The sequence below is a fragment of the Pseudomonas sp. TE31087 genome, from assembly GCF_057284075.1.
The window spans coordinates 2,312,300-2,326,678 of the sequence record NZ_JBXVNN010000001.1 but is presented as its reverse complement, the minus strand read 5'-3'; the positions used below and the strand labels follow the sequence as shown (position 1 = coordinate 2,326,678).

Annotated in this window: 14 protein-coding genes; 2 read left to right on the top strand and 12 right to left on the bottom strand. The window is 66.1% G+C overall.

Annotated features, from left to right (window positions below; all coding sequences use genetic code 11):
• Positions 1–3: 3 nt before the first annotated feature.
• From ACZ899_RS10345 to ACZ899_RS10325, 5 genes are all read right to left on the bottom strand, one after another.
• The gene (locus ACZ899_RS10345) at positions 4–861 is read right to left on the bottom strand and encodes a lectin MOA-related protein (protein WP_234562643.1); all 858 of its coding nucleotides are present in this window, start codon (positions 859–861) and stop codon (positions 4–6) included.
• Between the two features lie 195 nt (positions 862–1,056).
• Complete coding sequence (locus ACZ899_RS10340; RefSeq protein ID WP_234562642.1) at positions 1,057–1,761, bottom strand: GntR family transcriptional regulator; 705 nt, start codon at positions 1,759–1,761, stop codon at positions 1,057–1,059.
• A 19-nt stretch (positions 1,762–1,780) separates the two neighbouring features.
• Positions 1,781–2,482: a FadR/GntR family transcriptional regulator gene (locus ACZ899_RS10335; protein ID WP_203647390.1), complete on the bottom strand. Its 702-nt coding sequence runs from the start codon at positions 2,480–2,482 to the stop codon at positions 1,781–1,783.
• A gap of 70 nt (positions 2,483–2,552) precedes the next feature.
• Positions 2,553–3,863, bottom strand: a complete 1,311-nt coding sequence (locus ACZ899_RS10330) for a C4-dicarboxylate transporter DctA (protein ID WP_110738147.1) — start codon at positions 3,861–3,863, stop codon at positions 2,553–2,555.
• A gap of 209 nt (positions 3,864–4,072) precedes the next feature.
• On the bottom strand, positions 4,073–4,387 hold the full coding sequence (locus tag ACZ899_RS10325; RefSeq protein ID WP_203647389.1) for a helix-turn-helix domain-containing protein: 315 nt from the start codon (positions 4,385–4,387) through the stop codon (positions 4,073–4,075).
• Positions 4,388–4,663: 276 nt separating this feature from the next.
• On the opposite strand from ACZ899_RS10325, the gene ACZ899_RS10320 reads away from it, so the two are divergent.
• Positions 4,664–6,229 carry a methyl-accepting chemotaxis protein gene (locus ACZ899_RS10320; RefSeq protein WP_232855861.1) on the top strand — a complete coding sequence of 522 codons (1,566 nt, stop codon included), beginning with the start codon at positions 4,664–4,666 and terminating at the stop codon, positions 6,227–6,229.
• 12 nt (positions 6,230–6,241) lie between these two features.
• Positions 6,242–7,924 carry a putative bifunctional diguanylate cyclase/phosphodiesterase gene (locus tag ACZ899_RS10315; protein WP_234562641.1) on the top strand — a complete coding sequence of 561 codons (1,683 nt, stop codon included), beginning with the start codon at positions 6,242–6,244 and terminating at the stop codon, positions 7,922–7,924.
• Between the two features lie 194 nt (positions 7,925–8,118).
• Here the strand turns inward: ACZ899_RS10315 and ACZ899_RS10310 are convergent, their stop codons facing one another.
• From ACZ899_RS10310 to ctlX, 7 genes are all read right to left on the bottom strand, one after another.
• Entirely contained in the window at positions 8,119–8,610 is a 492-nt protein-coding gene (locus tag ACZ899_RS10310) for an Lrp/AsnC family transcriptional regulator (RefSeq protein ID WP_050705041.1), read from the bottom strand.
• 13 nt (positions 8,611–8,623) lie between these two features.
• Positions 8,624–9,436 carry an ABC transporter ATP-binding protein gene (locus tag ACZ899_RS10305; RefSeq protein ID WP_230962600.1) on the bottom strand — a complete coding sequence of 271 codons (813 nt, stop codon included), beginning with the start codon at positions 9,434–9,436 and terminating at the stop codon, positions 8,624–8,626.
• 4 nt (positions 9,437–9,440) lie between these two features.
• Positions 9,441–10,154: an ABC transporter permease gene (locus tag ACZ899_RS10300; protein WP_050705042.1), complete on the bottom strand. Its 714-nt coding sequence runs from the start codon at positions 10,152–10,154 to the stop codon at positions 9,441–9,443.
• Positions 10,151–10,858 carry an ABC transporter permease gene (locus ACZ899_RS10295; protein WP_232855866.1) on the bottom strand — a complete coding sequence of 236 codons (708 nt, stop codon included), beginning with the start codon at positions 10,856–10,858 and terminating at the stop codon, positions 10,151–10,153. The genes ACZ899_RS10300 and ACZ899_RS10295 overlap by 4 nt, the downstream gene beginning before the upstream one ends.
• A 118-nt stretch (positions 10,859–10,976) precedes the next feature.
• Entirely contained in the window at positions 10,977–11,759 is a 783-nt protein-coding gene (locus ACZ899_RS10290) for an ABC transporter substrate-binding protein (protein ID WP_420713645.1), read from the bottom strand.
• 449 nt (positions 11,760–12,208) lie between these two features.
• Positions 12,209–13,255: an ornithine cyclodeaminase gene (locus ACZ899_RS10285; protein WP_234562640.1), complete on the bottom strand. Its 1,047-nt coding sequence runs from the start codon at positions 13,253–13,255 to the stop codon at positions 12,209–12,211.
• Between the two features lie 19 nt (positions 13,256–13,274).
• Positions 13,275–14,192 (bottom strand): citrulline utilization hydrolase CtlX, encoded by a 918-nt coding sequence (gene ctlX, locus ACZ899_RS10280; RefSeq protein WP_234562639.1) that lies wholly within the window; start codon positions 14,190–14,192, stop codon positions 13,275–13,277.
• Positions 14,193–14,379 lie beyond the last annotated feature (187 nt).

Below are 14,379 nucleotides of genomic sequence, written 5' to 3'. Positions count from 1 at the left end.
GTCTCAGATCAGTACCTGGTACGGCGCATAGGGCCAGTCTTGCGCCAGCATGATTTCGCCGGTTTGCGGCTCCAGGGTCTTGAGATGGCCATCCAGGTCCAGGAACAGGTTCACCGCGTGCGCCTCGTTGCCGCATGCGCCAGCGATCCAGCCCACGGCGTAGGGGTAGGTTGCATTGCCGTGGTAGGCGTCGAGCGAGGCCTGGCCCTTGTAGACAAAGGCAAAGTCGTCGCAGTCGAAGCTTTCGCTGCGCCAGCGGCAGCGGCCAAGGCCCGCGTCCTGCCAGATCTGCCTGGCGTGGTGTGACGAGATGGCCTGGTAGGCACTGTCGGCTTCACAAAGTGCGTCGGCGGCAACGCTCGGCCAGGTCGTCTTGATGAGGTCGAACAGGCGTTGGCCGGTGATATGGTAACGATGCAGGGTGAAGCGCGTGGGTTCCTTTGCGGGGCTTGCCAGGTACAGCCAGTCCCAGGTGCTGCTGCCGGCCTTGAAGGCTTTGCGCTCGCCGTCGATTTCGACCTGCAGGGTGAATTGCTGGGCGTTGTTGCCGTTGCTTACGGGGCACAGGTTGATCCGCGGGTAACCTGGCCAGCCTTGGCCGGAGGCGAACAACCAAGGGTCCCTGCCGATGGGGCCATTGGCGTAAAGGTTCCAGGGGCGATCGTTCGCCGAGACGTCCAGCGTGGCAAGGCGCCCACCGCCTGCGGCCGATACGGCGATGTAGAGCACATCCGAGTTGTAGGTGTCGAAATCGCCCAGGTAGGCCCAGCCCCAGGATCCTTGCTGCTGGGCACACAGGACCCGCCCAAGTTCGTCGAACAGTACATACGACTCGTCACTGGCCAGTGTGTCCAGCGACATTGCCGCGCTGAGTTCGCCACCCGCCGGGCTTGGTCTTGGCGCGGGCGCGGCCTCTGGCGGGGTCGTGGGAACGCTATCGAGCGAATGGCTGGCTGATTTTGGAATGGTTGCAGTAGTGTTCATGGCACCTTCGGCAGGACAAGCCCGACGGGATGCCGGGATGCCCGGGAGTCTCGCCCGGATCCCGCCGCCTGATCATCCGGCACGGTTTCCCCTGGGCCCGTCCAGTTCCAGCTTGCCCTCCAGGCGATCCAGGTGCTCGTGCATCAAGCTCAGCGCAGCCTGGCCGTCGCCGCTTTCCACCGCATCGATGATCGCCGCGTGCTCCTGCCACGCGCAGTGCTCGCAGCACGGCGACTCGTAGCGGGCGATGATCAGCGAGGTCATTGGCACCAGGCCGTTGAGGAAGCGCGCCAGCGGTGCGTTGGCGGCCATCTGCGCCAGCTTCATGTGGAACTCGCCGCCCAGGCGGATCGCCGTGCAGCGTTCGCCGCGCTCATGGTGCTGGCGCTCGCGCTCGACCAGCTGGCGCAGTTGGCGGATCTGCGCCGGTCGGGCGCGCTGGGTGGCCAGGCCGATCAGGGTGGTCTCGGCCAGGCGCCGGGCGCTGAGCACCTGGCGCGCCTGCTCGGGGTCGGGCGCGGCCAGGTGCGCGGTATGGCTGGGGCGCTGCACCACCACCTGCTGGTCGGACAGGCGCCCGAGCACCCGGCGGATCACCGTGCGGCTGACGCCGAAGGCATTGCCCAGCGCCTGCTCGGGCAGGGCGCTGCCGGGGGGCAGGCGCTGTTCGAGGATGGCGTCGAACAGCCGGGGGTAGATCTGTTCCGCCGACAGGCGGGTCTCGCCGGCACCGAGCAGGGCAGGCAGGCGGGGGGCGGCTTGGGCGCAGGCGGTCATGGTCGCTCTCCTTCTTTATTCAGGTGCCTGGTTGGTCGTCCGGGATGTTCAGGGCGATGCCCATGCGCTGGCCCTCGGCAAGGATGTGCTGGCGCATCTGCTGGCTGGCCTTGGCGCTGTTGCGCTCGCGGATCGCGCGCACCACCGCTTCGTTCTCGCTCAGGCGCGCAGCCAGGTGCTCGGGCGAGTTGCGCAGCATGGCGGCGCTCTGCTTGAGGGCATTGCCGGTCTGCTGCACCACGCTCTGGAAGATCGGGTTGGTGGTCAGGGCGAACAGCGCCTCATGGAAGGCGATGTAGGCGTTGATGCCGGCCTCGCTGTCACCGGCATCGAGGGCTTCGCGCATGTCCATCAGGGTCAGGCGCAGCTGGCCGATGTCCTGGCTGCCGGCCGATTGCGCCACCAGCCCGGCGATGAAGGGTTCGAGGGTGTAGCGCAGCTCGAGCACATCGGCCAGGCTGGCCTCGGCGACGGTGTCCGCTTCCTGTGACTGGGCGGCGTCGGCATCCAGCACCAGCACGCCCTTGCCGGGCATCGAGCGCACCAGGCCCAGGGTTTCCAGGACGATCACCGCCTCGCGCAGGCTCGGTCGGCTGATCCCCAGTTGTTCGGCCAGCTCGCGCTGGCCGGGCAGCATGTCGCCGCTGCGCCACTGACCGCGGGCCAGGGCCTGGCGGAGTTTCTCCACCACTGAATTGACTACGGTCGAAGAGCTGATCACGGTTCGCTCCTTGGTTGACGCGGCATCTTTGCGCTTGGCCGGCCGGCGCTGGGCGCCGGCGGCCTTGGGCTTAGAATTCCTGTTGATGAGGTTGGCCCTGCTTGCGGGTGATCGGGGCAAAGCCAGGCTTGTTGGCCAGCACGTTGTGGGCGCGTTCCAGGTCGATGTCCTTTTCCCAGCGGGCAATGGCCACGGTGGCGACGCAGTTGCCGATCAGGTTGGTCAGCGCCCGGCCGATGCCCATGAACCAGTCCACGGCCAGTACCAGCACCAGGCCTACTACCGGGATCGCCGGTACCGCGGTGAGGGTGGCGGCGAGAATCACCAGGGCCGAGCCTGGGATGCCGTGGGCACCCTTGGAAGTCACCAGCGACACCAGAAGAATGGTCAGCAGGTCGGTCATCGCCAGTGGCGTGCCGGTGGCGTTGGCGATGAACACGATGGCCAGGGTCAGGTAGATGGAGAAGCCATCGAGGTTGAACGAGTAGCCGGTGGGGATCACCAGGCCGACGGTGGAACTGCCGATGCCCAGGTGCTCGAGCTTGCGCATCACCTGGGGCAGCACGGCGTCGGAGGAGGCGGTGCCGAGGACGATGGACAGCTCCTCGCGCAGGTACTTGATGAGCGGCAGCAGCCTCAGGCCCGACAGGCGCATCACCGTGCCGAGGATGATCAGCACGAAGCCGGCGCAGGTCAGGTAGAACAGCGCCACCAGGCCACCCAGGTGCTGCAGCGAGCTCAGGCCGTACTTGCTGGTGGTGAAGGCGATGGCGCCGAACACGCCGATCGGCGCCAGGCGCACGATCATGCCCATGATGCGGAAGATCACGTGGCTGAGTTCGTTGATCAGCCGCGAAATGCCCGAGGCCGACTCACCCACCAGGTTCAGCGCGCTGCCGAACAGCACCGAGAACAGCAGTACCTGGAGGATGTTGTTGTCGGCGAAGGCGCCCACCACCGAGGTGGGGATCAGGTCCATGAGGAAGGTGGTGGTGCCGTGGATGTGCGCACCGCGCTCGGCCAGGGCGCCGGCGTCGGCACTGGACAGCTGGTCGAGGTGGATGTTGGCGCCGCTGCCGATGCCGGTGGAGAAGGCGAACACCAGGCCGATCACCAGGGCCAGGGTGGTCAGCACTTCGAAGTAGATCACCGATTTCAGGCCGATGCGCCCGACCTTCTTCAGGTCGCCGGCGCCGGAAATGCCGCTGACCACCACGCAGAACACGATCAGGCCGATGAGCATCTTGATCAGCTTGATGAAGCCGTCGCCCAGGGGTTTGAGTTGCAGGGACAGGTCGGGGAAGCTCAGGCCGCAGACAATGCCGAGGGCAAGGCCGAGCACAACCTGGAGGAAGATCGAACGCGAACACCATTTGAGCATGGGAGGAGTCTCTGGTCGGTGTCCTTGCCCCCCAAGCCACACGGAGCGAAAGAGCGCAGGACTTAATTATTGTGGTCTTACCGGTTTGTTCACTGCCGAGCCATAAAACGCCGATTTTTTTTACTTTGCAAGTGATTTCGGTCTTACCGGTCTGACCAGTTGTGGTGCAGTGACGGTGCTTCTGCTCTAGCGTGGTGCACGGGGGGATTTCACGGCTTGGCCAGCACCTGATCGACGGCGGCGATCAGCTTGCCGAGGTCCTTGGGAGGGGCGTTGTGGATCACGCCGAAAAGGTAGGCGCGTTGTTCGTCTTCATCGTCAGGGTCGCTGAAGAACACTTTCGGCTTGATCCCCAGTGCCTCGGCGAAGCTCACCAGCGATTCGATGCTGGGGGTGTAGGTGCCGGTTTCGAAACGGCTGATGGTCTTGGGGTCGAAGCCGGTTCGCTCGCCCAGTTGCGCCTGAGTGAAGCCCGCCAGTTTGCGGTAGCGGCGCAGGGCTGGACCTAGACCTGTTCTCGTCATCGCTCAATTCCCATTTAGAATCAAGCACTTAACGATATATGTCGATATGGCGCAACGCCATGATTCGTCACCTTTATTTGCAAAATGTGATGGAATTCGTAGAATTCGCTGCTTTGATTGATCAGTCATTCAAGTAGTCGTCCAGGGCGATCCGGCCATTTGCCGGCCCGTGTGCAAGCGTTGTCGGACATTGGAACTGATCCAGGATGAACGGTTCCGGCGCCCCTGGCCTCCTGTCAGGCCATGCGTCGGGCCGTGTATGAATGGAGTCTCATCGTGCGTCTGAACCTGCCGGTCAATCCGGTCGAGCAAAGCTTTCCCGAGCACCAGCGGCTGATTTCGGCGACCGACACGGCCAGCCTGATCACCTACTGCAACGCCGAGTTCGCCGCCATCAGCGGCTACAGCCAGGACGAGCTGATCGGCAGCCCGCACAACCTGGTGCGCCACCCGGACATGCCCGAGGCGGTGTTCGAGCTGATGTGGCAGTACCTCAAGGCCGGCCGCAGCTGGATGGGCATCGTCAAGAACCGCTGCCGCAACGGCAACTTCTATTGGGTCAACGCCTACGTCACGCCGATGCTCGACAACGGCCAGGTGGTCGGCTACGAGTCGGTGCGCGTGCGCCCGACCCGCGAGCAGGTGGCCCGCGCCGAAGCCCTGTACGCCCGGCTGCGTGACGGCAAGGCGGCGCTGTCGCCGACCCGGCGCCTGGCCCTGCTGGGGCGGGCCATGGCGCTGCCGCTGCTGGCGGGGGCCGTGGCCATTGGCGCCAACCAGATCTTGCCTGAACTGCCCGCCCAGGGCCTGACCCTAGCGCTGTTCGCCGGTGTCGGCCTGTGGGCGCAAAGCCGCATGGGGCGCCACTTGCGGCGCATCGTTCAGGTTGCCGACAACACCTTCAGCGACCCGGTCGCGGCCTTGACCTACAGCGACCTGCCCGGTGCCGCCGGGCAACTGGAGCTGATCCTGATCAGCGAGGAGGCGCGCCTGAAGACCGCGCTCACCCGCCTGAGCGACCTCGCCGCGCAGATGGCCGGCGCCGCCCAGGATGCCGGGCGGCTGTCGCGCAGCACCGAGTCGGCACTGCTCGAACAGCGTGCCGAAACCGATCTGACCGCCACCGCCATGACCGAGATGGCCGCCTCCATCGGCGAGGTCGCCGGCCACGTGCAACTGACTGCCGAGCAGGCGCACACCGCGCACCTGCTGGCCGGGCAGGGCAGCCAGGTGGCCGACGCCAGCGGCGCGGCGATCCAGAGCCTGGCCGGCACGGTCGGGCAGATCAACCAGGCGGTCAACGAGCTGGCCGGTCAGACCGGCGCCATTGCCGAGGCAGCCGGAATGATCCGCGCCATCGCCGAGCAGACCAACCTGCTGGCGCTCAACGCCGCCATCGAAGCGGCCCGCGCCGGCGAGCAGGGGCGCGGCTTCGCGGTGGTCGCCGACGAGGTGCGCGCCCTGGCCGACAAGACCCGCCAGTCGACCCTGCATATCCAGTCGATCATCGACAGCCTGCGCGGCGGTGCCGAGCAGGCGGTGAGCATCGCCAGCCAAGGCCTGGAAGGCGCGCAGCAGGGCGTGACCCAGGTCGCCCTGACCCGGGAGGCCCTGCAGGGCATCCAGCACGCGGTGCAGCGCATCAGCGACATGAGCCAGCAGATGGCCGCGGCCTCGCAGGAGCAGTCCAGCGTGGCCGAGGATGTCTCGCGGCAGATCAACGGCGTGGCCGGCACGGTGCAGCAGAGCGCCCGCCGCGCCAATGCCGCCGCCGTGCGCGGCGCGGAACTGGAGCAAGTGTGCGCCGGGCTGCGCGCCCTGGTGGAGCGCTTCAACCGCTAGGTTGCGAGGCTTATGGACGACAACTACCGCGCGGCCGTCGATGCGGCCGCGATCTTTTCCGAGACCGACCTGCGCGGTTGCATCACCTACGTCAACCAGCAGTTCTGCAGCATCTCCGGCTACAGCCGCGAGGAACTGCTGGGGGCCAACCACCGCATCCTCAATTCCGGGTTGCACGAACCGACCTTCTTCCTCGAGATGTGGCGCGCCCTGGCTGCTGGCCGGGTGTGGAAGGGCGAGATCTGCAACCGCGCCAAGGACGGCTCGTTGTACTGGGTGGACAGCACCATGGTGCCGCTGATCGACCCGCACACCGGCCAGGTGCGCAAGTACGTGTCGATCCGCTTCGACGTGACCGAGAAGCGCCAGTTGCTGCACACCCTGCAGTGGCGGGTGGGGCATGACGTTTTGACCGGCCTGCCGAATCGCGCCTACCTGTCCGACCTGCTCAACCAGGCCTTGGCGTTCTCCCGCCGGGAGAGTATTCCGTTGGCGGTGTGCATGCTCGACCTCGATGGCTTCAAGGCGGTCAACGACGGCTACGGCCATGCCACCGGCGACCTGCTGTTGGTCGAAGTCGCCCAGCGCCTGCAGAACATCCTGCGCGGCGGCGATGCGGTGGCGCGGCTGTCGGGCGACGAGTTCGTGCTGATCTTGCGCCATATCGAAGGCCCGCAGCAGTTGCATGCGGCGTTGCAGCGCATTCTCCAGGCGCTGGCCGCGCCCTATGTGGTGCGCGAGCAGTCGCTGAGCCTGAGCGCGAGCATCGGCGTGACGCTGTTCCCGCAGGATGACGAGGACGCCGACACCCTGGTGCGCCATGCCGACCAGGCCATGTACGTGGCCAAGCAGCGCGGGCGCAACCGCTACCACCTGTTCGACGTGTCCCAGGAGCTTGAGCTCAAGGCCACCCACCAGACCGTGGCGCGGGTGCGCCAGGCCCTGCGCCAGGGCGAACTGTGCCTGCACTACCAGCCCAAGGTGAACATGCGCAGCGGTCAGGTGATCGGTTTCGAAGCCTTGTTGCGCTGGATGCATCCGTCCAAGGGGCCGGTGCCGCCGGGGGAGTTTTTGCCCTTCGTGGAGCAGACCGACCTGATCGTCGAGCTGGGCGAGTGGGTCATCGACCAGGCCCTGACCCAGTTGCAGCAGTGGCAGCTGTCCGGGCGAGACTGGTCACTGAGCGTCAACATCGCCGCCCGCCAGCTGCAGCGCGGCGACTTCGCCCAGCGCCTGAAACGGCTGCTGGGGCAACACCCAGGCGTGCCCCCGGCGCTGCTGGATCTGGAAATCGTCGAATCGGTGGCGATCGACAATCTGGCTCGTGTCGGTCGCTGCCTGGATGCCTGCCGGGCGTTGGGCGTGCGTTTCTCGCTGGATGACTTCGGCACCGGCTACTCCTCGCTGAGCTACCTCAAGCGCCTGCCGGCGCAGACCATCAAGATCGACAAGTCCTTCGTGCGCGACATCCTCCATGACCATGACGACCTGGCCCTGACCGGTGCGGTGATTGGCCTGGCGCGGGCGTTCGGCCGTGAAGTGGTGGCCGAGGGCGTGGAGACCGTCGAGCAAGGGCGGCTGCTGATGGAGCTGGGCTGCGAGCTGGCGCAGGGCTACGGCATCGCCCGGCCGATGCCGGTGGAGGCGGTGGCGCAGTGGGTGCTGGACTACCGGCAGCCCCAGGCGTGGCGCTGAGGGCCGGCGGGGGGGAACTCGTGGGAGCGGCGGTGCGCCGATGCGACTTGCCCCGCGATCACAGGCGAGGCCTTATCGCGGGGCAAGTCGCATCGGCGCACCGCCGCTCCCACGCTGATGATTTGCAACTCCGTTGCCTGCGTGACCGCCCAGCCCGAAGAACTGGGAAGTCTCTTGTAGGAGCAATGGAGCGTTCACGCCTGCGGCGCTGTGCTTTTCACCGCCGCCAGCTCCGGATGCGCCACCAGCTTGTCGATATGCAGCTCGTCGTTGTTCATCCAGGTCTCGGTCAGCACCCGGTAGTGCTCCATGTCGCGGCAGCGCATGCGCAGGCTGTAGTCGAAATGCCCGCTGATCAGCTGGCACTCGTAGACCTGCGGGCAGGCGCGCACGGTGGCCTCGAAGGCCCGCTGCGCCGAGCGCCCGCTCTGGTTGGACAACGCCACCAGCACCAGCAACGACAACCCGGGGGAGACCTGCTGCAGGTCGATGATGGCCCCGTAACCGCGGATCACCCCGCGCCGCTCCAGCTTGCGCACCCGTTCCAGGCAGGGCCTGGGGGTCAGGTGCACGAGGGTGGAGAGCTTCTCGTAGGTGATCCTTCCTTGGTGTCGCAGCACGTCGATGATCGCTTCGTCGATGCGATCCAGCGGTGCGGCGGCGGGGGTGATGGCCTTGGTATCCATATGCGGCGTGACTTCACTTCAGACGATTGGAGAGGAACTGCCGCAGGCGCTCGCTCTGTGGCCGGTCGAGGATCTCGGCGCTGCCGCTTTCCTCGACCAGGCCCTGGTGCAGGAACAGCACCTGGCTCGACACCTGGCGGGCGAACCCCATTTCATGGGTGACCATGAGCATGGTACGTCCTTCCTCGGCGAGCGTCTGTATCACCTTGAGCACTTCGCCGACCAGCTCGGGGTCCAGTGCCGAGGTGGGCTCGTCGAACAGGATGATTTCCGGCTCCATCGCCAGCGCCCGGGCGATGGCCACGCGCTGTTGCTGGCCGCCGGAGAGAAACGCCGGGTACTGGTCGGCGGCGCGGGCCGGCAGGCCGACCTTGTCCAGGTACTTGCGCGCCCGCGCCTCGGCTTCGCCGGCGCTGATGCCCAGCACCTTGCGCGGCGCCAGGCAGATGTTCTCCAGCACCGTCAGATGGCTCCACAGGTTGAAGTGCTGGAACACCATGGCCAGGCGCGTGCGCAGGTTTTGCAGCTGGGCCGCTGGCGGGGTGCCCTTGCTCAGGTCGAGGGTCTGGCCGTCGAGGGTGATGCTGCCGGCGTTGGGTTTTTCGAGGAAGTTGATGCAGCGCAGGAAGGTGCTCTTGCCCGAGCCGCTGGCGCCGATCAGGCTGATCACGTCGCCCTTGCGCGCCTGCAGCGAGACGCCCTTGAGCACCTGGTGCTCGCCGTAGTGCTTGTGCAGGCCGTCGACGCTGAGCTTGAGGGTGCCGGCATGGGCTCGCGCCTTGGGGGCCTGTTCGAAGGTGGTGAGTGGCAGTGCGGTAGCGGTCATGGGTTCAGCCTCGTACAGGGTCAAGGAAGCGCATCCAGCGCCGTTCGGCCACGCGGAACAGGCCGACCAGGGCGAAGGACAGCAGCATGTACAGCAGGGCGGCCACGCCGAAGGCCTGGAAGGTCAGGAAAGTCGCGGCGTTGGCGTCGCGGGCCACCTTGAGGATGTCGGCGACGGTGGCGGTGAAGGCCAGCGAGGTGGCGTGCAGCATCAGGATCAGCTCGTTGCTGTAGGCCGGCAGCGAGCGGCGCAGGGCCGCCGGCAGGACCAGGAACAGGTTGAGCCTCCAGCCGCGCAGGCCGTAGGCCTGGGCCGCTTCCAGTTCGCCGGCGGGCAAGTTGCGGATGGCCCCGGCGAAGATCTCCACGGTGTAGGCGCAGGTGTTGAGCACAAAGGCCAGCAGGGTGCAGTTGAGCGCGTTGCGGAAAAACTGGTCGAGCAGGGCATGCTCGCGCACCACCTGCAGGCCGTAGAGCCCGGTGTAGCAGATCAGCAGCTGGATATAGAGTGGCGTGCCGCGGAACACGAAGGTGTACAGCTGCACCGGCAGGCGCAGCCAGGCGTGGCGCGAGGTGCGTGCCAGGGCCAGGGGCAGCGACAGGGCGAAACCCAGCACCATGCTGGCCAGGAACAGCCAGAGGGTCATGGCCAGGCCCGAGAGGCCGCTGCCGTCGTGGTACAGGTAGGCCAGGCCGTATTCCTGAAGGAGTTCGATCATCGCGCCAGCTCCTTGATGCCGATGTTGTAGCGCCGCTCCAGGTGCTTGAGCAGGCGGTTGGACAGGGTGGTGATGAGCAGGTACACCAGGCCCGCCAGGCACAGGAAGAACAACACGTCGTTGGTGCTCTTGCCGGCGTTCTGCGCGGCCTTGACCAGGTCGGCCAGGCCGATGATCGACACCAGCGCGGTGGACTTGAGCAGCACCAGCCAGTTGTTGCCCAGCCCCGGTAGGGCGAAGCGCATCAGTTGCGGGAACAGCACCAGCCGAAACCGCTGTGCCCGGCTCAGGCCGTAGGCAGTGGCGGCCTCCAGCTGGCCGGCGGGCACGCTGAGGATGGCGCCGCGAAAGTTCTCGGTGAAGTACGCGCCATAGATGAAGCCCAGGGTGATGACCCCGGCGCCGAACGGGTCGATCTCGACATAGTCCCAGCCCAGCGCCTCGGTCAGGTCGTTGAGCCAGATCTGCATGCTGTAGAAGATCAGCAGGATCAGCACCAGGTCCGGGACGCTGCGGATCAGCGTGGTGTACAGGGTGGCTGGCAGGCGCAGCAGCCGGGATCGCGACAGCTTGGCGCTGGCGCCGATCAGGCCGAGCGCGAGGCTCAGCGCCAGCGACAGCAGGGCCAGCTTGACGGTCATCCAGGTGCCCTGGGCCAGCAGCGGGCCGAAGCCTTGCAGGCCGCTTGTGAGGAAGTCGTGCATGACGGGGATCTCGCGGTGGTTTCTTCGCGGGTGAACCCGCTCCCACAGGATGTGCGCAGGCCGAAGGCTGGTGGTTACCTGTGGGAGCGGGCTTGCCCGCGAAGAGGCCGGTGGGAACTCACTCGTTATAGATATCCAGGTCGCCGACGTACTTCTTCTGGATCTCGGCGTAGGTGCCGTCGGCGTGGATCATGGCGATGCCCTTGTCGAGCAGGGCCTTGAGCTCGGGGTCGGTCTTGCGCAGGCCCATGGCGATGTCCAGCGGCAGGGTCGGGTCCTTGATCGCCGGGCCACTCCTGAAATCGGCGCCTTCGGGCTTGGAAAGGAAATTCAGCTGGGCTTCGAGCTTGTCGGTGACGGTGGCGTCGAGACGGCCATTGAGCAGGTCGGCGTAGTTCTGGTCCTGGCCCTGGTAGGCCTTGACCTGCGCGCCCAACGGCGCCAGCACGGCACGGGCGTAGGCCTCCTGCAGCGAGCCCTGGAGCACGCCGACCTGCTTGCCCTTGAGCGATTCGGCGCTGTCGCCGAAGTCGGCCGACTTGCGCACGATCACCGAGGTGGGGCTGAGGAACAGCCGGTCGCTGAAATCGATCTGCTTCAGCCGTGCCGGGGTGACGGCCATCGACGACATGATGGCGTCGAACTTGCGGGCGCGCAGGGCGGGGATCATGCCGTCGAATTCGTTGTGCACCCAGGTGCACTTGACCTGCAGCTTGGCGCAGATGGCATTGCCCAGGTCGATGTCGAAGCCCTGCAGGCTGCCATCGGCGGCGACGGATTCGAACGGCGGGTATTCGGGGAAGACGCCGAAGCGGATTTCGGTCCACTCCTTGGCCTGGGTGAGGGTGGTGGCGCACAACGAGAACAGCAGCACGCCGAGGCGTTTTCGCATGGAGGGCATGGTCTTGGGTCCCTGGGTGTTGTTATTGGTAGTAGGGCGATTAGCGCGTGTAGGTCCGTCGGTGACTCATGGGTCGGGCTCAGAATGCGCGAGATAGACAGGTTTTTTGTGTCGTTTGCCTGCGCGCGGGCTGCCGGATTCGGCTGTAAAGATTCTTTTTGCAGCCGAATCGGCTGCTGCGACAAAGATTTACGGAAGTGCGACAGCGGTTTCTGTCATGGCGGTGCCCGAGCGAGGGGATCGTCCTCATGGAACAAAACGAAATCTTTTGATTAAACCGGAACTGCGTGGGAGCGGGCTTGCCCCGCGATGCGGTGTATGGCACCGGCGTTGCCGGTGATCGCGGGGCAAGCCCGCTCCCACGTTGCTGAGGCTTGCCGCTTAGCTTCCTGGGAGATAGCGTGGCCCGAAGGGTTGGGCGATTTCCCACAGGGGTTGTGCAGGGCCTGTCAGGCGGCGCTGGCCTTGCGTTGCGCCGCTTTCGGCTGCAGCAGGGCAAACAGGTCCTTCGGATTCTCCAGTTGTGGTACCAGCGCGATGTCGCGCCCGATGTCCAGCGCCCTGGCCACATCCAGCACATAGCGCAGCGCCGAGTAGTCCTCCAGGGCGAAGCCGACCGAGTCGAACAGCGTCACCTGCGCGGCACTCTCACGGCCGGCGGCGATCCCCTCGACCACCTGCCAGAACTCGGTGGTCGGCGAGTCCGCCGGCATCTGCTGGATCTCGCCCTCGATCCGGCTCTGCGGTTCGTACTCGACGATCACCCGCGCCCGCTCGACGATGTCGCGGTGCAGCTCGGTCTTGCCCGGGCAGTCGCCGCCCACGGCATTGAGGTGCATGCCCGGCTCGATCATCTGTGGGGTGAGGATGGTGGCGTAGGCCTTGTCGGCGGTGACCGTGGTGACGATGTCGGCGCCGCGCACCGCCTCGGTCACACTGCCGGCAATCATCAGCTTAAGCTGCGGGAAACCGGCCAGGTTGGCCGCCAGTTTCTCCGAGGCCTTGCGGTCGATATCGAACAGACGGATCTCCTCGATGCCCAGCAAAGTATGGAACGCGATGGCCTGGAATTCGCTCTGCGAGCCGTTGCCGATCAGCGCCATGCGTTTGCTGTCCGGGCGCGCCAGGTAGCGGGCGGCCAGGGCCGAGGTGGCGGCGGTGCGGATGGCGGTGGTCAGGGTCATCTCGCTGAGCAGCACCGGCGCGCCGGTGTCGACATCGCCCAGGGCGCCGAAGGCCATCACTGTGAGCAGCCCATTGTGGGTGTTCTTCGGGTGGCCGTTGACGTACTTGAAGGCGTACAGGTTGGCGTCGGACACCGGCATCAGTTCGATCACCCCGTCCGCCGAGTGGTTGGCCAGGCGCGGGCATTTCTCGAAGTCGTGCCAGCGCAGGTAGTCCTGGCGGATGTACTCGGCCATCTCGGCCAGGCAGGTGGGCAATCCCTTGCGGTTGACCAGGTGGGCGAGGTCGTGCACGTCGATGTAGCGGGTCATGATGATTCTCCTTGTCGAGTCAGTGGCGCGAGGGCAGGTGGACTTCGGCGAGCATGCAGCGCGCGCTGCCGCCACCGATGCGTTCGATATGGTCGATGTTCACCACCAATGGGTGGCTGTGCCGCTCGACCTGGCGGCGCTGGTCGGTGTCGAGCGCCTTCCAGGCGCTGCGCGACATGACCAGCAGGGAGCGGCCGTCGCGGTCGTGGACTTCGAGCATGTTGCCGGCGAAGTTCTCCAACTGGTCGAAGTTCAGCGCCAGCACCTGCTTGCCGGTGTCGCGCAGCGAATGCTCCAGGGTGCGGCGTTCATCGGGGTGGGGCAGAGCGTCGAGGCAGGCCACGGCGAGCTGGCGGCCGACGTTCATCATCACGTTGCTGTGGTAGATCGGCGCCTGACGGCGGTCCATGGCGTGGAACAGGCACAGGCGGTAGTCCAGGCGCTCGGCGAACTGGCGCAGGGCGCGTTCGTGGGTGCGCCCGGAGTGGCAGGCGTAGCTGATGCGGTGCTCGCGGTCCAGGACCATGCTGCCGGTGCCTTCGAGGAACAGATTCTGCTGTTCCAGCGGGCTCAGGTCGATGGTGCGCTGGATGGCGAAGCGCTCCTGCAGCACGCCCAGTACGCCCTTGCTGCGCTCCAGGCGGCGGTTCTCGCCCTCCATCGGGTACAGCACCAGGCTGCCGTCGGCGTGGCTGCTCCACCAGTTGTTGGGGAAGATCGAGTCGGGCGTATGGGGTTCGGGGGTGTCCTGCACCACCAGCACATCGACGCCGTGCTGGCGCAGGGTGTCGACGTAGCCGTCGAACTCCTCCAGGGCCTTTTCGCTGGCGGCCTGCGGGTCCAGAGGCGCCTGCTGGAAGCGGTTGTTGGCGGCGGTGTCGGGGTTGAAGGCGAACCGCGCCGGGCGAATCATGAGGACGGTATTTGTTGTTTGCATTGGGCACGCATCCACGGGTGGGCTGTGTGACCATTGTCAGAGGGATCGCGAGGCAATCCCGGCTGAAGCGTGGAGGGTGGGCAGCCGGTCCAGCTGAAATGGCTAGCTTGGCAGCGGAATCGGCTGATATAGCACTCGTGGGAGCGGGCTTGCCCCGCGATGGCGTCGGCAGCCCCATCGCCATCGC

What these genes read in the sequence shown, in the direction of transcription:
- ACZ899_RS10345 (WP_234562643.1), bottom strand. Translation starts at nt 861, where the DNA reads ATGTCGCTGGACACACTGGCCAGTGACGAGTCGTATGTACTGTTCGAC.
- ACZ899_RS10340 (WP_234562642.1), bottom strand. Translation starts at nt 1,761, where the DNA reads ATGACCGCCTGCGCCCAAGCCGCCCCCCGCCTGCCTGCCCTGCTCGGT.
- ACZ899_RS10330 (WP_110738147.1), bottom strand. Translation starts at nt 3,863, where the DNA reads ATGCTCAAATGGTGTTCGCGTTCGATCTTCCTCCAGGTTGTGCTCGGC.
- ACZ899_RS10325 (WP_203647389.1), bottom strand. Translation starts at nt 4,387, where the DNA reads ATGACGAGAACAGGTCTAGGTCCAGCCCTGCGCCGCTACCGCAAACTG.
- ACZ899_RS10315 (WP_234562641.1), top strand. Translation starts at nt 6,242, where the DNA reads ATGGACGACAACTACCGCGCGGCCGTCGATGCGGCCGCGATCTTTTCC.
- ACZ899_RS10310 (WP_050705041.1), bottom strand. Translation starts at nt 8,610, where the DNA reads ATGGATACCAAGGCCATCACCCCCGCCGCCGCACCGCTGGATCGCATC.
- ACZ899_RS10305 (WP_230962600.1), bottom strand. Translation starts at nt 9,436, where the DNA reads ATGACCGCTACCGCACTGCCACTCACCACCTTCGAACAGGCCCCCAAG.
- ACZ899_RS10300 (WP_050705042.1), bottom strand. Translation starts at nt 10,154, where the DNA reads ATGATCGAACTCCTTCAGGAATACGGCCTGGCCTACCTGTACCACGAC.
- ACZ899_RS10295 (WP_232855866.1), bottom strand. Translation starts at nt 10,858, where the DNA reads ATGCACGACTTCCTCACAAGCGGCCTGCAAGGCTTCGGCCCGCTGCTG.
- ACZ899_RS10290 (WP_420713645.1), bottom strand. Translation starts at nt 11,759, where the DNA reads ATGCCCTCCATGCGAAAACGCCTCGGCGTGCTGCTGTTCTCGTTGTGC.
- ACZ899_RS10285 (WP_234562640.1), bottom strand. Translation starts at nt 13,255, where the DNA reads ATGACCCGCTACATCGACGTGCACGACCTCGCCCACCTGGTCAACCGC.
- ctlX (WP_234562639.1), bottom strand. Translation starts at nt 14,192, where the DNA reads ATGCAAACAACAAATACCGTCCTCATGATTCGCCCGGCGCGGTTCGCC.